Genomic DNA, 18,034 nt, shown 5'->3' with positions numbered 1-18,034 from the left:
GCATGCGTGATCCCGGCATTGTTGTACCCACCGGTAATCAAGGAGGGTAGAGATCAGGTGGAGGCGGCGCTCCGGGACCCGGACGTCGCCTTCTGTGCGTTGTGCTTGGGAGGCTCAGCCGGTGTTCAGTCGTGTCGCCATCGTCAACCGTGGAGAGGCCGCGATGCGGCTCATCCACGCTGTCCGGGATCTTTCGGCGGAAACCGGGACGCGGATCGAGACGATCGCCCTCTACACCGATTCCGATCGCACCGCGACCTTCGTCCGCGAGGCCGACCACGCGTACCTGCTGGGTCCGGCCGCCGCGCGCCCCTATCTCGACCTGGCCGTGCTGGAGCGGGCGCTGGTGGAGACCCGGGCCGACGCGGCGTGGGTCGGCTGGGGTTTCGTCGCCGAGGACCCGGCGTTCGCCGAGCTCTGCGAGAAGGTCGGGGTCACCTTCGTCGGGCCGAGCGCGGACGCGATGCGCAAGCTCGGCGACAAGATCGGCGCCAAGCTCATCGCCGAGGAGGTCGGTGTCCCGGTCGCCCCGTGGAGCCGCGGCGAGGTCGCCACGCTGGAGGACGCCCTGCGGGCCGGGGACCGGATCGGCTACCCGCTGATGCTCAAGGCCACCGCGGGCGGCGGCGGTCGCGGCATCCGGATGGTCGCCTCGGGTGCGGACCTGGCCGACGCGTACGAGCGCACCAGTCAGGAGGCGCTGCGGGCGTTCGGCTCCGGGGTCGTCTTCCTGGAGCGCCTGGTCACCGGGGCCCGCCACGTCGAGGTGCAGGTCATCGCCGACGGCCAGGGCACCGCGTGGGCGCTGGGGGTGCGCGACTGCTCGGTGCAGCGGCGCAACCAGAAGGTCATCGAGGAGTCGGCCTCCCCGGTGCTCTCGCCGGAGCAGACCGCCGAGCTGAAGGCGTCGGCCGAGCGGCTCGCCGTGGCCGTCGGTTACCGCGGCGCCTGCACCGTCGAGTTCCTCTACCACCCGGGCGAGAAGCTGTTCGCCTTCCTGGAGGTCAACACCCGGCTCCAGGTCGAGCACCCGATCACCGAGATCACCACCGGCACCGACCTGGTCCGGCTCCAGCTGCACGTGGCCGGGGGCGGGCGGCTGACCGGCCCGCAGCCGGCCGAGTCCGGCCATGCCGTCGAGGCCCGGCTCAACGCCGAGGACCCGGACCGCGACTTCGCCCCGTCACCCGGGCGCATCACCCGGCTGGTGTTGCCGGCCGGGCCCGGCATCCGGGTGGACACCGGGGTCAGCGAGGGCGACACCATCCCGGCCGACTTCGACTCGATGATCGCCAAGATCATCGCGTACGGCCGGGACCGCGACGAGGCGCTGGGCCGGCTGCGCCGGGCGATGGCCGAGACCACCGTGATCATCGAGGGCGGCACCACCAACAAGAGCTTCGTGCTCGACCTGCTCGACCAGCCCGAGGTCATCGACGCCAGCGCCGACACCGGCTGGATCGACCGGGTCCGCGCGCAGGGCCGCCTGGTCAGCCACCGGCACTCGGCGATCGCCCTGGCCGTGGCCGCGATCGAGGCGTACCAGGACGAGGAGGAGGTCAGCCGGCAGCGCCTGCTGGCCACCGCGCACGGCGGCCGGCCCCAGGTGCAGCACGAGATCGCCCGCCCGCTCGACCTCAAGCTGCGCGGCGCCTCCTACCGGGTGAGCGTGGCCCGGGTCGGCCGGCAGCGTTTCCGGGTCGGCATCTCCGGCGGCGGCGACATGCACCCGGCCGACGTCGAGGTGGAACGCTTCGACGCGCACAGCGGCCGGGTCGTGGTCAACGGCCACCGGTTCCGGCTGGTGTCGGCCACCCACGGCCCGATCCACCTGGTCGAGGTCGACGGGGTCACCCGCCGGGTCAGCCGCGACGAGGGCGGCGTCGTGCGTTCCCCGGCGCCCGCGCTGGTGGTGGCCACGCCGCTGGCCGTCGGGGACGAGGTCGAGGCCGGCGCGCCGATCCTGGTGCTGGAGAGCATGAAGATGGAGACCGTGCTGCGGGCGCCGTTCCGGGCCCGGGTGCGGGAGTGCCCGGTCTCGGTGGGCAGCCAGGTCGAGACCGGTACGCCGTTGATGCGCCTGGAGCCGCTGGCCGAGCAGGGCGCCGAGGTGCAGGCCGCCGGGGCCGGCGAGACCGTCGAGGTCGACCTGCCCGGCGAGCCCGCCGACGTGTCCGCCGCCGACCGGGTCGAGCGTGGCCTGCAGGACCTGCGCAGCCTGCTGCTGGGCTTCGACGCCGACCCGCGCGACCGCAAACGCCTGCTGACCGGCTACCTGGCCGCCCGGGCCGAGCTCGGCGGCCAGCCGCTGGCCGGTGAGCTGACCGTGCTGACCGTCTTCGCCGATCTGTCGGAGCTGAGCCGCAACAAGCCCGCCGGTGACGTGGAGGTCGAGCCGGGCAGCCCGGTGCACAGCCCCCGCGAGTACTTCCACAGCTACCTGCAGAGCCTCGACGTCGAGCGCGCCGGGGTCACCGAGGCGTTCCAGGTCAAGCTCCGGCAGATGCTGGCCCACTACGGCGTCGACGACCTGGACCGGACGCCGGAGCTCGAGGCCGCGGTCTTCCGCATCTTCCTGGCCCAGCAGCGGATGTCCACCGACGTCGCCGTGGTCTCGGAGCTGCTGCGGCAGTGGCTGGCCGGGCCGCCGCCGGCCGAGTCGCTGAGCGAGCGGGCCGGGCTCACCCTGGAGCACCTCGTGGAGGCCACCCAGGTGCGCTTCCCGGCGGTGGCCGACCTGGCCCGCGGGGTGGTGTTCCGCTGGTTCGTCCAGCCGCTGCTGCGCCGCAACCGCGCCAAGGTCTACGCCGCCGTCCGGGAGGAACTGCGCCACCTGGACAACAACCCGGACGCCGCCGACCGCGCCGAGCGCATCCAGGCCATGGTGGCCAGCGCCGAACCGCTGGTCCGGCTGATCGGGCAGCGGATGGGCCGGCCCGGCCGCGACCACGCCGCCCTGCTGGAGGTGCTGACCCGCCGTTACTACGGCAACCGCGGGCTGTCCGAGGTGACCGCGCGCGACATCGCGGGCTGCCGGTTCGTCACCGCCGTGCACACCGGCTCGGAGCGGGTGACCCGCGTGGTCACCACCGCCGTGGACATCGCCGCCCTGCCGGACGCCCTCGACGCGGTCGGCACGCTCGCCGCCGATGTCGCCGAGCGCGGCCTGGTGGCCGACCTCTACGTCACCTGGGAGGACCAGCCCGACGCCGACGCGATGGCGGTCCGGCTCGGTGAGCTGCTCGCCGTGTGCAGCCTGCCCGCCGGTGTCCGCCGGATCACCACGACCGTCGCCGGCACCAGCGGCGCGGTCATGCACCACCACTTCACCTTCCGCCCCGACGGCGCGGGCTTCGCCGAGGACAGGCTGATCCGGGGCCTGCACCCGCAGATCGCCCGGCGCCTGCAGCTGCAGCGGCTGCGCGAGTTCGACCTCACCCGGCTGCCGTCGGCGGACGAGGAGATCTACCTGTTCAAGGCGGTGGCCAAGAGCAACCCGGCCGACGAGCGGCTGTTCGCGATGGGTCAGGTCCGCGACCTGACACCGCTGCGCGAGGCCGACGGCCGGCTGGTCGCGCTGCCCGCGGTGGAGGACGCGATCACGGCCGGCCTGGACGCGATCCGCAACATCCAGGCCCAGCGCCCGCCGAACAAGCGGTTCGACACCAACCGGATCATGATGTACGTCTGGCCGGCCACCGAGCTCACCAGCGACGAGCTGAACGCCCTGGTCCAGCGCATCCTGCCGACCTCGGCCGGGGCCGGGCTGGAGGAGGTCCAGTTCGTGGCCCGCCAGCGCAACGCGGCGGGCGAGCTGACCGAGGTGGCCGTCCGCATCACCCTGGATCCGGGCAACGGCGCGCAGCTGCACGTGGACAAGCCGTCGACCGAGCCGGTGCAGCCGCTGGACGACTACCGGCAGAAGGTGCTGCGCGCGGCCCGGCGCGGCAACGTGTACCCGTACGAGCTGACCGGGCTGCTCGCCGGGCCGCAGGGCAGTTTCGTCGAGCACGACCTCGACGACAACGGCGTGCTCGTGCCGGTGGACCGGCCCCGGGGCCGCAACTCCGCGGCGATCGTGGCGGGCGTCGTCACCACCCCGACCGAGCGGTACGCCGAGGGCGTCACCCGGGTCGTGCTGCTCGGCGACCCGACCAAGGCGCTGGGCGCACTGTCCGAACCGGAATGTTCCCGGGTCATCGCCGCGCTCGACCTGGCCGAGCGGATGCGGGTGCCGCTGGAGTGGTTCGCACTGTCGGCGGGCGCGCGCATCTCGATGACCTCCGGCACCGAGAACATGGACTGGGTCGCGGCGGCGCTCAAGCGGATCGTCACGTTCACCCAGGCCGGCGGCGAGATCAACATCGTGGTCGCGGGCATCAACGTGGGCGCCCAGCCGTACTGGAACGCCGAGGCGACGATGCTCATGCACACCAAGGGCATCCTGGTGATGACGCCGGACTCGGCGATGGTGCTCACCGGCAAGCAGTCGCTGGACTTCTCCGGCGGCGTGTCGGCCGAGGACAACTTCGGCATCGGCGGCTACGACCGGGTGATGGGCCCGAACGGCCAGGCGCAGTACTGGGCGCCGAGCCTGCCGGCGGCCCGCGACGTGCTGATGGCGCACTACGACCACTCCTACGTCCTGCCCGGTGAGAGCGGGCCGCGCAAGGCGCGCACGGAGGACCCGGTGGACCGGGACGTGTCGTCGTTCCCGCACACCTTCCCCGGCAGCGACTTCGCGACCGTCGGGCAGATCTTCTCCGCCGAGCACAACCCGGACCGCAAGAAGCCGTTCGACATCCGTACGGTGATGCGCGCCCTGGCCGACCAGGACCACCCGGTGCTGGAACGCTGGGCCGGCATGGCCGACGCGGAGACGTCCGCGGTGCAGGACGTGCACCTCGGCGGGTGGCCGGTCTGCCTGATCGGCATCGAGTCGCGCTCGGTGCCGCGGCGTGGTTTCCCGCCCACCGACGGCCCGGACACCTACACGGCGGGCACGCTTTTCCCGCGCTCGTCGAAGAAGACGGCCCGGGCGATCAACGCGGCGTCCGGCAACCGGCCGGTGGTGGTGCTGGCCAACCTGTCCGGCTTCGACGGCTCCCCGGAGTCGATGCGCAAGCTCCAGCTGGAGTACGGCGCCGAGATCGGCCGGGCGATCGTCAACTTCGACGGCCCGATCGTGTTCTGCGTGATCTCGCGCTACCACGGCGGCGCGTTCGTGGTGTTCTCCAAGGCGCTGAACCCGACCATGACCGTGCTGGCGCTGGAGGGCTCGTTCGCCTCGGTGCTCGGCGGTGCCCCGGCGGCGGCCGTGGTGTTCTCCGGTGAGGTCAACACCCGTACGGCGAACGACCCGCGGGTGACCGAGCTGCAGACCCGGATCGCGGCGGCCAGCGGCGCCGAGCGGGCGGCGCTGAACGCGCAGCTGGGCGAGGTGCAGTCGGCGGTGCGCTCGGAGAAGCTCGGTCAGGTGGCGGCCGAGTTCGACCGGGTGCACAGCATCCAGCGCGCGGTCGAGGTCGGCTCGGTGGACGCGATCATCAAGGCGGCCGAGCTGCGGCCGCGCATCATCGAGGCCATCGAGCACGGCCTGAAGCGCTGAGGCGTACGGCCGGCCGCGGCGCCCCCGACCGCGGCCGGCCCGTCAGGTGCCGAAGGTGTCCAGAACGGTGGTGAGCCGGTCTGCTCCTTCCGCGTCGGCGTTCGCCGCGTCGCCGGCCGAGACGGTCAGCGCCTCGCCCAGCGTGGCCGTGGAGTCCACCGTCTCGCGCATGCGCTGCTCCCAGACCGTGCGGCAGTTGCTCAGTGACGCCGCGGCCAGCCAGCCGGGGTTGGCCTGCGCCGCGACGTCGCTGAGGTGGAACAAGGAGGCCAGCTTCTGCTTGGCCTCGTCGGCCAGCGTCCGCAGGTCGTCACCGGCAGTCGCCACCTGCTCCGGTCGCATCTCGATGCTCACGGACGCCTACCAGCTCTGCCGGGGCCGGACGATGACCACCCGCTGGTCGCCCTCGACCACCTCGTTGGTCGGCAGCCGGCCGTCCAGGCTGGCGTCGAGGCGGGAGGCGGTGTGCTGGGTGTAGTGCACGTCGCCGTCCGGGGTCACCGACGTGACGACCGCGGCGTGGTGGACGCCGCCCTCGGCGATGGGGCCACCGGGCGCCGCCTGCTCCCAGTAGATGACGTCACCGGGCTGGGCGCCGGAGAGCGGGATCTCGCTGCCGCCGTTGTCCAGGAAGAAGTCGCGCTGGCGGTCCGACACCGTCCAGGCCGGGGTGTGGGTGTAGTCGCGGGCGTCGAGCCAGTCCCACCCGGTCTGCGCGCCCTGGCTCCAGCCGTCCTGGTAAGCGCCGCCGAAGTCGTCCAGCTTCGGCGCCAGCCCGGCGTTGGACAGTGCGTACGAGACGAAGTTGGCGCAGTTGTTGTCGAAGATGTCGATGTCGCGGTTGAACGCGTTCTGCTGCGCCCAGCGCACCGCCTCGATCCGGTTGTAGCCGTCGTCGCCCTCCAGCCGGCGCTTGACGTCCTCGGGCAGGCCCGGCAGATCGTAGAGCTCGACCGGGACGGCCCGTTCGAACGCGGCCCGGTCCTGCGGTGGCAGGGCGTTCCACCAGGCGGCCACGGTCGCCGGGTCCTGGCCGGTCGGCAGGGCCTCGGCCAGCAGCTCCACCTGGGCGCGGGAGGCGTTGCCCTGGACGTGGTCGACGGCCCAGTCCCGGTCGGCGTTGAAGACCGCGGCGGCGAGCTCGTCGAGCTGGGTGCGGGCCTCCACGTCGATCCGGGTCGCCGAGTCGAGCGCCTCCCGGATCAGCGCGTCGGCTTCGCGCAATGCCTCGGGCGGAGCCGTGCTGCCCGCCGGGGCGGTGACCCGCCCGTCGGCGTCGACGGTGAAGCCGTTGCGGCGCGCGTAGTCCACGGCGGACTCCAGCGAACGGCGGATCGGGCCGATCGAGTCGTCCAGGCCGTACAGGATCGACACCACGCCGTGCATCGTGCCGGCGGCGGTCAGGTACGAGTTGGCCAGGGCGTCGAGCTTCGCCCCGGCCTCGGCGCCGACCTGGTCGGTCCAGTTCTCGGCGACCTTGGCCGAGCCCCGTTCGAAGATGCCGTTCGCGGCGTCCTCGGACTCGCGGGCGAGGGCGGCCCAGGTGTCGGCGGCCCGGCCCCACTCGTCCGGCCGGGCGGCGAGAAGATTCTCGAAACTCACCATGACGGCACCGTAGGCCGGTTGCCACCACGGATTCCGGGCCTGGCAGCAAGCGGCCAGCAGGCCCGCCGGGCGGATCACGCCGGACGGGCCCGCCGGATCGCTCAGCGCTTGAGCGTGAAGGTGAAGTCGCCCGAGAGCCTGCCGGTCAGGCGGACCGCCGAGACGAGACTTCCCTCGGCGAGCAGTCCCGCGACCTCGGCCCGGGAGAACCCGAAGCCGTCAGCGATCAGGCGCACCGGCCGGACCGGAACCGGCGCCGCGAAATGCACCGACACCTCGATCGCCTCGCCGGCCGGCTGATCCGGTTCACCGGTGTCGAGGCGCCAGGCGCCGTCCCAGTCGAGGGCGATGCGGTTGCGGCGCCACACGAGCGGATCCTGGAGCAGCTCGGCGGTCAGGCCGAGGTCGTTGTCGTGCAGCCGGTCCAGGAGCTCCGGCCGGACGGAACGCACCGCCACGCGTTCGAACAGGGTCAGTTTGATGGTCTCCCCGCAGCCGGTGCACAGCGCGAGGAGCCAGGCGTCGATGAGCTTGTGGTTGGCGTTGACCCGGAATTTGCCGCTCGCCCGGAAGCGCTGCGAGGCGCACCCGTGGCAGCGGCGGATGACGAGGGGCAGGCGGGTGGGCACGACCACCCAGTTTCTGGACATGGAGATACACCGGTCCCAGTGAGAAGTCCGCAGCGAAAAGGCGCACGTCGCCCCGCGGCGACGCGCCATGAATCAGCGCTCAGGAGGTCTCACAGGACGTACAACGGCATGTCCTCACCGAGGAGACAGGGCGCGAGCACGGTAACGGCGTACGCAACCGCGCGGCCACCGGTTTACCGGCGACCGCTTCAGTACGCCGCCGGCAGGGAGACCGTCACGACCAGGCCGCCCTCGTCGCGCGGCACGGCGTGCACGTCACCGTCGTGGGCCCGGGCCACCGCGCGCACGATCGACAGGCCCAGCCCGACGCCCGGCCCGGCCAGCCGGTCGGTGCCGAGCCGGCGGAACGGCTCGAACAGGCCCTCCACCTCGTACCGCGGCACCACCGGTCCGGTGTTGCTGACCTCCAGTGTGGCCCGCCCGTCCTTGGCGTACGTGGCCACCCGTACCCAGCCGCCGGGCACGTTGTGCCGCACCCCGTTCTCGACCAGGTTCTGCACCAGCCGTTCCAGCAGCACCGGGTCGCCGACCGTGGTGGCCTCGGCCAGCTCGGCCCGAATGTCGGGGCCGCTGACGTGCGAGGCGATGTCGGCCAGGTCCACGTACGCCCGCTCGGTCAGCTCGCGCTCCGACCGGGCCAGCAGCAGCAGCCCGTCGATGAGCCGGCCGTGCCGGTCGTTGATCGCCAGCAGGGTCGTGCCGAGCTGCCGGACCTCCGGTGACGCCTGCTCCTGGTGCAGGGCGACCTCCAGCAGGGTCCGGTTGAGGGTCAGCGGTGTGCGCAGCTCGTGCGACGCGTTGGCGATGAACCGCCGCTGGCCGTCGAACGAGCGGTCCAGCCGGGTCAGCATCAGGTCGAAGGTGTCCGCCAGCTGCTTGATCTCGTCGTCCGGGCCGGCCAGCGCGATGCGCTCGTGCAGACCGCGGTCGGCCGCCGGCGACTCGGCGATGCGCCGGGCGGCGTCGGTGATCCGGTGCAGCGGTTGCAGCATCCGCCCGGCGATCAGCCAGCCCAGCGCGATCGCGGCCGCCCCGACCACCAGCAGCGCGATGCCGCCCTGGGTGACGAGCGCGGACAGCGCGTCCTCGCGGGTGTCCTGGACGACGCGCTGGAAGATGACATCCGGTGCCACCACGCCCGGTGGTGGCTGGCCGGCCACGCTGCCGCCGGTGATGAGGGCCTTGGCCGGCAGCTGCTGCTTCACCAGGACGTAGGTGAAGCCCAGCAGCACGACGCCGGCGGCCAGGAACAGGCCGCCGTACACCAGGGTCAGTCGGCCCCGCACGGTGAGCCTCATCCGATCCGATACCCCACTCCGGGCTCGGTGAGCAGCACCGGCGGGTTGCCGAGCTTGCGGCGCAACTTCAGGATCGTCATCCGTACGGCGTGGGTGAACGGGTCCGCGTTCTCGTCCCAGGCCTTCTCCAGCAGGTGCTCGGCCGAGACCGCCGTACCGTCGGCGCGCAGCAGCTCGGCCAGCACGGCGAACTCCTTGCGGGACAGCGGCACGTACCGTCCGTCGCGGAACACCTCGCGCCGGTGCGGATCCAGGCTGATCCCGGCCCGGCGCAGCACCGGCGGCGCGGCCGGCCGCGACCGGCGGCCCAGCGCGGCGACCCGGGCGGCCAGCTCGCGGAAGGCGAACGGCTTGGGCAGGTAGTCGTCGGCGCCCAGGGCCAGCCCTTCGACCCGGTCGTCGATGTCGGCCGCCGCGGTCAGCATGATGATCCGGGCGGTGGTGTCGCGCCCGGCGAGCTGCCGGCACACCTCGTCGCCGTGCACGCCGGGCAGGTCCCGGTCCAGGATCACCACGTCGTAGTCGTTGACCCCGGCCCGTTCCAGCGCGGCGGCGCCGTCGTAGACCACGTCCACCGCGTGGGTGTCGTGGCGCAGACCCGCCGCGACGGTGTCGGCCAGCAGCGGCTCGTCCTCGACCACCAGGATGCGCATGCCTCCATGGTGACCCAAGGTCACGTCACCTGGGCGTCACGGTTCGGCGTGACGGCCGGGAAACCCGCCGGGGACTTCACTGCTTCCCGTGGCGGCCGCCCGGCCGCCGACGAGGAGACGACGACGATGCGGACCACCAGGATCCTGGCGCTCGGCCTGCTGCTGACCATGGCGGCGGCCGGGTGCGCTGAGGCGGCGGAGGGCGACCAGGTCGCCTCGGCGGGCGGCGCGCCCACGGCGAGCGCCGGCGCCGCGGCCGCCCGGGACGACGACGCCCCCCTGAAGTTCTCCCAGTGCATGCGCGAACAGGGCATGAGCTGGTTCCCCGACCCCCAGCCGGGCGGCCGGCTGCAGATCAAGATCCCTCAGGGTACGGACAAAGCGAAGTTCGACGCGGCGATGGCGGCGTGCAAGGAGTGGGCGCCCGACGGCGGTGACCGGGGCCCCGCCGACCCGCAGCAGCTCGAGCAGGGCCGGCGGATGGCCCAGTGCATGCGCGACAACGGGGTGCCGAACTTCCCCGACCCGCAGGCCGACGGCAGCATCCGGCTCGACGGGGACAAGATCGGCCAGGGTCCCGGCGACCCGGCCTTCGACAAGGCCGAGCAGGCCTGCTCGAAGTACCGCCCGGGCGGTCCCGACGCCCCCAAGAGCCAGGAAAAGGGGGAGGGATGAGCCGGCGTACGGTCTACGCCGCGGCGGCTGTGGCGCTGACGGCCGGTGCCGCGGCCGCGGTCGTGGTCGCCCTGCCGGACGCGCAGGAGCAGGCGCAGGCGTCCGCCCCGACGGCCACGGCGGTGGTGAAGAAGGAGACGCTGGTCGACACCGAGACCACCGACGGCGAGCTGGGGTACGGCGACCCGACCGCGCACGCCTCCCGGCTCTCGGGCACCGTCACCGCACTCGCCGCCGAGGGCTCGACGGTGACCCGGGGCCAGGCCCTGTACCGGATCGACGACGACCCGGTCGTGCTGCTGTACGGCTCCCTGCCCGCGTATCGGACATTGTCATCGGGGGACACGGGCAGGGACGTCAAGCAGTTCGAGCGGAACCTGTGGGCGCTGGGCTACCGCGGTTTCACCGTGGACCGGACGTACTCGCCGGCGACCGCCTCGGCCGTCCGGGACTGGCAGGACGACCTCGGGCTGGCCGGGACCGGGACGGTCGACCCGGCCCGGATCGTCTACGCGAGCGGCGCGGTCCGGGTCGACAGCCGCGCGGCCGAGCCGGGTGACGTCGTGCAGCCCGGCACGGACCTACTGGAGACGACCGGTACCGGCCGGGTCGCCACGGTGGAGCTCGACATCTCGGATCAGCGGCTGGCCCGCAAGGGCGCGGCCGTCCGGGTGACCCTGCCCGACGGCAAGCAGGTCGCCGGGACCATCAAGGGGGTCGAGACCGTGGTCACGCCGGCCGAGGGCCAGCAGGAGGCGTCGACGAGCCTGTCGGTGACCATCGGCTTCGCCGAGGCGCCGGCCGGCCTGGACCAGGCGTCGGTCAGTGTCGAGTTCACCGCGGCGAAGCGGCCCGGCGTCCTGACGGTGCCGGTCGCCGCGCTGCTCGCGCTGGCCGAGGGCGGGTACGGCCTGGAGGTCGTCGACGGCGGCCGCAGCAGCATCACCGCGGTGGAGGCCGGCCTGTTCGCCGACGGCCGGGTCGAGGTCTCCGGCACCGGGATCGCGGCCGGCACGACGGTGGGCATGCCGTCATGACGGTGATCGAACTGGCCGGTGCGACGAAGTCCTACCCCGGCGGCGTCACCGCCCTGGACCACGTGGACCTGAGCGTCGGGTACGGCGAACTGGCCGCGGTGGTCGGCCCGTCCGGCTCCGGCAAGTCGACGATGCTGCACCTCATCGGCACCCTCGACCGGCCGTCGGCGGGCACGGTCCGGATCGACGGGCACGACGTGTCCCGGCTCTCCGACCGGCAACTGTCGGCGTTGCGGGCGCGCCGGATCGGCTTCGTGTTCCAGCAGTTCCACCTGTCTCCCGGCCGTACCGCGGTGGCCAACGTGGCCGACGGCCTGCTGTATGCGGGCGTACCCCGCAAGGAGCGGGAGCGGCGCGCCGAGGCCGCGCTGCACCGGGTCGGTCTCGGGGCCCGGCTCGGGCACCGCCCGCACCAGCTCTCGGGCGGGGAACGGCAGCGGGTCGCGATGGCCCGCGCGGTGGCCGGGGATCCGGCCCTGCTGCTGGCCGACGAGCCGACCGGCAACCTGGACTCGGTCGCCGGGGCCGGGGTGGTGGAGCTGCTGCGTGAGCTGCACGCGGCCGGCACGACCGTCGTGGTGATCACCCACGACCGGGAGCTGGCCGCCGGCCTGCCACGGCAGATCTCCATGCGCGACGGGCGGGTGAGCTGACCGTGACCGTCCTGACACCGGCCCGGTTGCGGGTCGCCGACCTGATGCGGGTCGGATTGTCGGGCCTGCGGGCCCGGCCGTTGCGCGCGGTGCTGTCCTCGCTGGGCATCGCGATCGGCATCGCGGCGATGACCGCGGTGGTGGGCATCTCGTCGTCCAGCCGGGCCGACCTGGACCGGGCCCTGGCGGCCCTGGGCACCAACCTGCTCACGGTCGGCCCGGGCAACACCATGTTCGGCGACGACGCGACGCTGCCGGACGAGTCCGTGTCGATGATCGAGCGGATCGGGCCGGTGCGCGCGGTGGCCGCGACCGGTACGGTCCCGGACACGACGGTGTACCGGACCGATCGGATCCCGGCCGCGCAGACCGGCGGCCTCTCGGTGGCCGCGGCGCAGCTGGATCTGCCGTCCACGGTGGGCGCCACGGTCGCGTCCGGGTCGTGGCTCAACGCGGCGACCGCCCGGTATCCGGCGGTCGTGCTGGGCGCCACGGCGGCCCGGCGGCTGGGGTCCGTGCCGTCGGTCCACCTGGGCGGACGGTGGTTCACCGTCACCGGGGTGCTGGCACCGGTGCCGCTGGCGCCGGAACTCGACTCGGCCGTCCTGGTCGGCTGGCCGGCGGCGGCGTCGTACCTGGGCTTCGACGGGCACCCGACCACGGTCTACACCCGGTCCGACGACGCCCGGGTCACGGCGGTGCGCGACGTGCTCGCGGCGACGGCCAACCCGGAGAACCCGGACGAGGTCAAGGTCTCCCGGCCCTCCGACGCGCTGCAGGCCCGGCAGGCCACCAACCGCACCTTCACCCAGCTGCTGCTCGGGCTGGGGGCGGTGGCGCTGCTGGTCGGCGGGATCGGGGTGGCCAACACGATGGTGATCTCGGTGCTGGAACGCCGGGCGGAGATCGGGCTGCGCCGCTCGCTCGGAGCCACCCGCGGGCAGATCCGGGTGCAGTTCGTGGCCGAGTCGCTGCTGCTGTCGCTGGCCGGCGGGGCCGGGGGAGTGCTGCTGGGATCCGCGGTGACCGCGCTCTACGCGACGACGCAGGCGTGGCCGACGGTGGTCCCGGTATGGGTGCTGCTGGGCGGCGTGGCCGCGACCGTGGTGATCGGGGCGGTGGCGGGTCTGTATCCCGCCATCCGGGCCGCCCGGCTGGCGCCGACGGAGGCCCTGGCCGCCGCCTGAGCTCAGCTGCCCGCCGGCCGCGGCCGCGCGGGCGGACTCGATGTCGACGGGCACCGGCTTCTCTGCCGGGAGGCCGGAACGCCCGGAAAGCCGGTGCCCGGGCGTTCGCCGCCGACCTGCCCGGCGCTCAGATCCACCTGCTCGGCGGCGGCCACTTCCTGCTGGGGCCCGCCGTGGACGAGGTGGCCGGGCTCATCCGTCCGTTCCTGGCCGAGCTGTAGCCCGGCCGGGTGACATCGGGCGGAGCGGGTGTGGTGCCGGGTGCCCGCCCGGGGGATAGTCACCGGTATGGATGAAGACTCCCGGCAGGCGGCGGCCCGCGCCGCGCGCCTCGACGACCGTGAGCGCCGGCTGGACCGCCTCGAGGAGCAACGCAACGCGAGCCACGGGGCGCGGGACCGGGCCGCTGACGCGCGGGACCGTGCCGCCGACGAGCGGGAACAGCGGGCGGACCTGCGGGAGGTGTCGGCCCTGGAGGACCTCCTGCGGTCCGGGGCCGAAGAGGCGCCGCCCCGGACCGACCCCGGCGACTGACCCCGGGCTCACTCCTGGTCGAGGAAGGCCAGGGTCACCGCGGCGAACAGCGGCGACCGGAACAGGTTGTAGTGGGTGAGGCCGGGCAGCAGGGCCAGCGCGTGGCCGCCCTCGGGCCGGGACTCGCCCATCCAGCCGCCGTCGCGCAGACCGCCGCCGAGCAGGCCGAAGACCTCGGCGAAGTGGCTCGGCGGAGCCATGTCGGCGTCGGCCGCCACCACCAGCGTCGGCACCCGCAGGCCGCGGACCTCCTCGGTGAAGTCGAAGTCCCGGGCCATCGCCACGCCGATCTTGTCGAGCAGTCGCGGGAAGTCCGCCGGGCGCGGGGCCACCCGCTGGTAGAGCTCGTACATCGGGGTCTCCTTCATGAACTCCGCCGCGGCGGCGCTCACCTGGCCCTGCTGCTGCAGCATCTCGGGGTAGATCGCGTCGCGGCGGATGTTGGCCGACGCCGCGACCAGGCGCCCGACCTTCTCCGGGAACTGGAACGCCACCTGGAAGGCCACCCCGCCGCCGAGTGAGTAACCGACGACGTCGGGCCGGTCCAGGCCGAGGTGGTCGATGAGAGCGGCGACGTCGCCGGCCATCAGGCGTACGTCGAGCGGCCGGTCGATGTCGGCGGTCCGGCCGTGGCCCTGCAGGTCGACGGTGATGACCCGGTGGTGGTCGGCGAGCACGGGCAGGATCGGCCCGAACATCTCACCCGAGCCGAGGCCGCCGTGCAGCAGGATCAGCGGCGCGCCGGTCCCGTACGACTCGTGGTAGAGGTTGATGCCGTTGACGTCGGCGTACTGGCCGGTGCCGGTCATGGTGACTCCCTTGGTGTCCGGTGCTGAGGTGACGGGGGGTAGACCGGGCCGGCGGCGCGAACTAATCGCTCACCGGCCAGCTAAGTTGAGCCGGTGGAAGATGTGGCGATCGAGCAGCGGCTGGAGGCCTACCGGCCCGAGCTGACCGGCTACTGCTACCGGATGCTCGGGTCCGCGTTCGAGGCCGAGGACGCCGTGCAGGACACGCTGGTCCGGGCCTGGCGCGGCTACGACCGTTTCGAGGGCCGGGCGGCGCTGCGGTCCTGGCTGTACCGGATCGCGACGAATGTCTGCCTGACGATGCTGGACAGCGCCCAGCGCCGGGTGCGCCCGATGGATCTCGGCCCGGCCGGGTCGGGCCGGTCCACCGATCCCGGCGAGCCGCGCCCGGACGAGATCTGGGTCGGGCCGGTGCCGGACAGCCGGTTGCTGCCCGAGGGCGCGGACCCGGCCGCCGTGGTCGCCGAGCGGGAGTCGGTCCGCCTGGCGTTCATCGCCGCGCTGCAGCACCTGCCGCCCCGGCAGCGGGCCGTGCTGATCCTGCGGGAGGTGCTGGCCTGGTCGGCGCAGGAGGTGGCCGAGCTGCTCGACACCTCGGTGGCCAGTGTCACCAGTGCGCTGCAGCGGGCCCGGGCCACCATCGCGGCCGCGGACACCACCGCCGACCCGCGCACCCCGCTCGACGAGGAGCAGAGGGCGTTGCTCGCGCGCTACGTGAGCGCGTTCGAGGCGTACGACCTGACGGCGCTGACGGCTCTGCTGCACGATGACGCGACCCTGTCCATGCCGCCGCTGCCGTTGTGGTTCCGCGGCACCGGCGACATCACCGCCTGGATGGCCGGCACGGGCAGCGGTTGCCGCGGCTCCCGCCTGGTGCCGGTCACGGCCAACGGCATGCCCGCCTTCGGTCAGTACCGCCGCAGCGCCGGCGGCACGGGCCACGACCCCTGGGCGCTGATCGTGCTGGAGATCTCAGCCGGGCGGATCGCGGGCGTCACCAACTTCCTCGACACCGCCCGCCTGTTCCCGCTGTTCGGTCTCCCGCCCCACCTGGGGCAGGACGTCGGTCAGGCCGACCAGCCGCAGCAGCTGGGACAGCTCCGCGCCGGCGCCACCGACGACGAGCTCGCACCCGTGCCGCCGGGCGGTCAGGCGTAGCCGGGCCAGCGCGTCGACCGTCACCACGTCGGGTCGCTGCACGCCGGCCACGTCGCAGATCACGACGCTGCCGGCACGCCCCCGCAGCAGGTCGGCGAGACCGGCGCACAGGCCGGGCACGTCCGCGCGGGTGACCGTCGGGCCGACGGAGAAATGGGCGGCCATGGTGATGAGACCGGCGCCGGCCCGGGAACTCATCGCTGTCCGGGCCGCGGATCGCCGGCCGTGCCGCACCATGGGTGGGTGAGATCCGCCTGGCCGGCCCTGCGCCGTGAGATCACCGTCGACGGCCCGCGCGCCGCCGACGACGTCTGGGACCGCTACGTGCGCCCGCAACGGTGGCCGGAGTGGTCACCCCAGATCCGGTCGGTCGACTACCCGGGGGACCGGCTCACGCCCGGCACCACCGGCGTCGTGCGCGGGCCCGCCGGTCTGCCGGTGCCCTTCCAGGTCATCGGCGTCGACGCCGCGGGTCCGGTGCGGACCTGGTCGTGGACGGCGTCGGCCGCCGGGGTGAAGCTCACCCTGCTGCACACCGTCCAATCCACCGCCACGGGTACGCGGACCGGCCTCACCGTTGTCGGTTTCGCGCCCGCGGTCGCGGGTTATCTGCCGATGGCGTGGTGGGCGCTGCGCCGCCTGGTGCACTGACCGCCCGGCGTCCGGCCGCGCGTCTATGCTCCGTTCCGTGGACACCAGGGTGACGAGCAGTATGGACCTCGACGATGTGCTGCTCGCCGTCGAGAGAGCGGCCCCGGTCGACGCCGTACGGGCGGTCACCCGCAAGCTGGGACTGAACCTCGGTGCGCTCTGGGTGTCGTTCCTCGTGGCCGACATGAGCGGGCGCGCCCTGGTGCGCCTGGTCCACCTGCCGATCGGGATCGCCACGCCGGAACGCCGGCACGACGAGGACGTCGCGGTGGTCCTGCCGTTCGACGGCGGCCCGCAGGAGCAGGCGCTGCGCACCCAGCGGGTGCTCGTCGACCAGGCCGGGGACCGGTTCCTGGTGCGGGCTCCGGTGACCCAGCGCGGGGAGGCGATCGGACTGCTGGAGATCTCCCTGTCCAGCGCGCCGACCGACGAGGTCGTGCGGCGGGTGTCGCAGGTCGCGCACGCCCTCGCCTTCGTGGTGATCGCCAACCGCCGGCACACCGACCTGTTCGAGTGGGGCCAGCGGACGACGCCGTTCACCCTGGCCGCGGAGATCCAGCGGCGCCTGCTGCCGCCGTCGTTCACGTGTGAGGCCGACTCGTTCACGCTGGCGGCCTGGCTGGAGCCGGCCGCGAGCATCGGCGGAGACACGTTCGACTACAGCCTCGCCCGCGACCTGCTGCACCTGTCCATCACCGACGCGGTGGGGCACGGGGTGCACAGCGCGCTCACCGCGACCCTCTGCGTCGCGGGCCTGCGCAACGCGCGCCGCCGCGGGCACACGCTGGTCGAGCAGGCGGACGCCGCGCACCGGGCGCTGCTCGACAACGGCTCGGACGGCTCCGCGTTCGTCACCGGCATCCTCGGGCGGCTGGACCTGCGGACCGGCTCCCTGGCGGTCGTCAATGCCGGGCATCCCGCCCCGCTGCTGGTGCGCGGCGGCGTGGTGCAGACCGTCGCGCTGGCGGTCAACCCGCCCCTCGGGGTACGGGGCGACCGGGCCTTCCGGACCACCCAGCTGGCCCTGGAGCCCGGGGACCGCCTGGTCATGCTCACCGACGGCATGCTCGAACGCGGCGCGGCGGCGCTCGAGCTGCACGCCCAGTTGCAGCACCTGAGCGACCTTCACCCGCGGGAGCTGGTCAGAGTGCTCGGAGATCTGGTCCTGTCCGTCGCCGGCTCGTCGGGCACCCTGCCCGACGACGCGTGCCTGCTGGTCGTCGACTGGCACGGCGGTCACGGCGAGACACGCAGCACCGACGCCGGCGCCGATCCGCAGCGGGCCAGCGGGCCCCGGACCGGAACCCACCCTCCGGGTGACGCGCCAGAAAGTCTAGGTGGCTCCACCTAGACTTTCTCGGGGTCCTCGGTTAGCGTTTCTCTGATCAACGGCGAGAAACGACGAAGACGACAAAGACGCGAACGCCCCGGCCCGGCGTCACCGCCGGCAGCTGGTGTTCTGATCCGTAGCCCCCGGGCCCCGGTGCGCGAGTGCCGGGGCCCCCGTCATCGCCGT

General features: G+C 73.4%; 15 protein-coding genes and 1 pseudogene. 9 read left to right on the top strand and 7 right to left on the bottom strand.

Features of this window, described 5'->3' with window-relative positions; all coding sequences use genetic code 11:
• The first annotated feature begins 121 nt into the window (after window positions 1-121).
• Window positions 122-5,608: a biotin carboxylase N-terminal domain-containing protein gene (locus AB0C12_RS28150; protein WP_360552824.1), complete on the top strand. Its 5,487-nt coding sequence runs from the start codon at window positions 122-124 to the stop codon at window positions 5,606-5,608.
• Window positions 5,609-5,650: 42 nt separating this feature from the next.
• Here AB0C12_RS28150 and AB0C12_RS28145 read toward each other — a convergent pair whose 3' ends face one another.
• The 5 genes from AB0C12_RS28145 to AB0C12_RS28125 form a co-directional block, all read right to left on the bottom strand.
• The gene (locus AB0C12_RS28145) at window positions 5,651-5,962 is read right to left on the bottom strand and encodes a hypothetical protein (RefSeq protein ID WP_360552823.1); all 312 of its coding nucleotides are present in this window, start codon (window positions 5,960-5,962) and stop codon (window positions 5,651-5,653) included.
• A gap of 6 nt (window positions 5,963-5,968) precedes the next feature.
• Window positions 5,969-7,213 carry an amidase domain-containing protein gene (locus AB0C12_RS28140; protein ID WP_360552822.1) on the bottom strand — a complete coding sequence of 415 codons (1,245 nt, stop codon included), beginning with the start codon at window positions 7,211-7,213 and terminating at the stop codon, window positions 5,969-5,971.
• A 101-nt stretch (window positions 7,214-7,314) separates the two neighbouring features.
• Window positions 7,315-7,863 (bottom strand): DUF1062 domain-containing protein, encoded by a 549-nt coding sequence (locus AB0C12_RS28135; protein ID WP_360552821.1) that lies wholly within the window; start codon window positions 7,861-7,863, stop codon window positions 7,315-7,317.
• 188 nt (window positions 7,864-8,051) lie between these two features.
• Window positions 8,052-9,161 (bottom strand): HAMP domain-containing sensor histidine kinase, encoded by a 1,110-nt coding sequence (locus AB0C12_RS28130; protein WP_360552820.1) that lies wholly within the window; start codon window positions 9,159-9,161, stop codon window positions 8,052-8,054.
• Window positions 9,158-9,814 carry a response regulator transcription factor gene (locus AB0C12_RS28125; RefSeq protein ID WP_360552819.1) on the bottom strand — a complete coding sequence of 219 codons (657 nt, stop codon included), beginning with the start codon at window positions 9,812-9,814 and terminating at the stop codon, window positions 9,158-9,160. The genes AB0C12_RS28130 and AB0C12_RS28125 overlap by 4 nt, the downstream gene beginning before the upstream one ends.
• A gap of 6 nt (window positions 9,815-9,820) precedes the next feature.
• Between AB0C12_RS28125 and AB0C12_RS28120 the strand changes: the two genes are divergently transcribed.
• From AB0C12_RS28120 to AB0C12_RS28100, 5 genes are all read left to right on the top strand, one after another.
• Window positions 9,821-10,489 (top strand): hypothetical protein, encoded by a 669-nt coding sequence (locus tag AB0C12_RS28120; protein WP_360552818.1) that lies wholly within the window; start codon window positions 9,821-9,823, stop codon window positions 10,487-10,489.
• Window positions 10,486-11,526 carry a peptidoglycan-binding protein gene (locus AB0C12_RS28115; RefSeq protein WP_360552817.1) on the top strand — a complete coding sequence of 347 codons (1,041 nt, stop codon included), beginning with the start codon at window positions 10,486-10,488 and terminating at the stop codon, window positions 11,524-11,526. Before AB0C12_RS28120 ends, AB0C12_RS28115 begins: the two co-directional genes overlap by 4 nt.
• Entirely contained in the window at window positions 11,523-12,179 is a 657-nt protein-coding gene (locus AB0C12_RS28110) for an ABC transporter ATP-binding protein (protein ID WP_360552816.1), read from the top strand. The genes AB0C12_RS28115 and AB0C12_RS28110 overlap by 4 nt, the downstream gene beginning before the upstream one ends.
• Window positions 12,176-13,366 carry an ABC transporter permease gene (locus tag AB0C12_RS28105; RefSeq protein ID WP_360552860.1) on the top strand — a complete coding sequence of 397 codons (1,191 nt, stop codon included), beginning with the start codon at window positions 12,176-12,178 and terminating at the stop codon, window positions 13,364-13,366. The genes AB0C12_RS28110 and AB0C12_RS28105 overlap by 4 nt, the downstream gene beginning before the upstream one ends.
• 288 nt (window positions 13,367-13,654) lie before the next feature.
• Window positions 13,655-13,900 carry a hypothetical protein gene (locus tag AB0C12_RS28100; protein ID WP_360552815.1) on the top strand — a complete coding sequence of 82 codons (246 nt, stop codon included), beginning with the start codon at window positions 13,655-13,657 and terminating at the stop codon, window positions 13,898-13,900.
• A gap of 8 nt (window positions 13,901-13,908) precedes the next feature.
• Here the strand turns inward: AB0C12_RS28100 and AB0C12_RS28095 are convergent, their stop codons facing one another.
• Complete coding sequence (locus tag AB0C12_RS28095; protein WP_360552814.1) at window positions 13,909-14,709, bottom strand: alpha/beta fold hydrolase; 801 nt, start codon at window positions 14,707-14,709, stop codon at window positions 13,909-13,911.
• 93 nt (window positions 14,710-14,802) lie between these two features.
• On the opposite strand from AB0C12_RS28095, the gene AB0C12_RS28090 reads away from it, so the two are divergent.
• The gene (locus AB0C12_RS28090; RefSeq protein WP_360552813.1) at window positions 14,803-15,867 is read left to right on the top strand and encodes a sigma-70 family RNA polymerase sigma factor; all 1,065 of its coding nucleotides are present in this window, start codon (window positions 14,803-14,805) and stop codon (window positions 15,865-15,867) included.
• Here AB0C12_RS28090 and AB0C12_RS28085 read toward each other — a convergent pair.
• Window positions 15,826-16,032, bottom strand: a pseudogene (locus tag AB0C12_RS28085) (STAS domain-containing protein); the annotation flags it as partial. The gene AB0C12_RS28090 and the pseudogene AB0C12_RS28085 sit on opposite strands and share 42 nt — an antisense overlap.
• Before the next feature lie 78 nt (window positions 16,033-16,110).
• Between AB0C12_RS28085 and AB0C12_RS28080 the strand changes: the two are divergent.
• Both AB0C12_RS28080 and AB0C12_RS28075 read left to right on the top strand, forming a co-directional pair.
• Complete coding sequence (locus AB0C12_RS28080) at window positions 16,111-16,518, top strand: SRPBCC family protein (protein ID WP_360552812.1); 408 nt, start codon at window positions 16,111-16,113, stop codon at window positions 16,516-16,518.
• Between the two features lie 37 nt (window positions 16,519-16,555).
• On the top strand, window positions 16,556-17,869 hold the full coding sequence (locus AB0C12_RS28075; protein WP_360552811.1) for a PP2C family protein-serine/threonine phosphatase: 1,314 nt from the start codon (window positions 16,556-16,558) through the stop codon (window positions 17,867-17,869).
• The last annotated feature ends 165 nt before the right edge of the window (window positions 17,870-18,034 follow it).

This window comes from Actinoplanes sp. NPDC048967 (genome assembly GCF_040649415.1).
Classification (GTDB): domain Bacteria; phylum Actinomycetota; class Actinomycetes; order Mycobacteriales; family Micromonosporaceae; genus Actinoplanes.
The sequence above is the reverse complement of the archived record's forward strand: the minus strand, read 5'-3'. Positions and strand labels throughout refer to the sequence as shown.

Excerpts from the sequence above, each read along its gene's own strand:
- AB0C12_RS28140 (WP_360552822.1), bottom strand. The coding sequence starts at position 7,213 with ATGGTGAGTTTCGAGAATCTTCTCGCCGCCCGGCCGGACGAGTGGGGC.
- AB0C12_RS28135 (WP_360552821.1), bottom strand. The coding sequence starts at position 7,863 with ATGTCCAGAAACTGGGTGGTCGTGCCCACCCGCCTGCCCCTCGTCATC.
- AB0C12_RS28130 (WP_360552820.1), bottom strand. The coding sequence starts at position 9,161 with ATGAGGCTCACCGTGCGGGGCCGACTGACCCTGGTGTACGGCGGCCTG.
- AB0C12_RS28125 (WP_360552819.1), bottom strand. The coding sequence starts at position 9,814 with ATGCGCATCCTGGTGGTCGAGGACGAGCCGCTGCTGGCCGACACCGTC.
- AB0C12_RS28120 (WP_360552818.1), top strand. The coding sequence starts at position 9,821 with ATGGTGACCCAAGGTCACGTCACCTGGGCGTCACGGTTCGGCGTGACG.
- AB0C12_RS28115 (WP_360552817.1), top strand. The coding sequence starts at position 10,486 with ATGAGCCGGCGTACGGTCTACGCCGCGGCGGCTGTGGCGCTGACGGCC.
- AB0C12_RS28110 (WP_360552816.1), top strand. The coding sequence starts at position 11,523 with ATGACGGTGATCGAACTGGCCGGTGCGACGAAGTCCTACCCCGGCGGC.
- AB0C12_RS28100 (WP_360552815.1), top strand. The coding sequence starts at position 13,655 with ATGGATGAAGACTCCCGGCAGGCGGCGGCCCGCGCCGCGCGCCTCGAC.
- AB0C12_RS28095 (WP_360552814.1), bottom strand. The coding sequence starts at position 14,709 with ATGACCGGCACCGGCCAGTACGCCGACGTCAACGGCATCAACCTCTAC.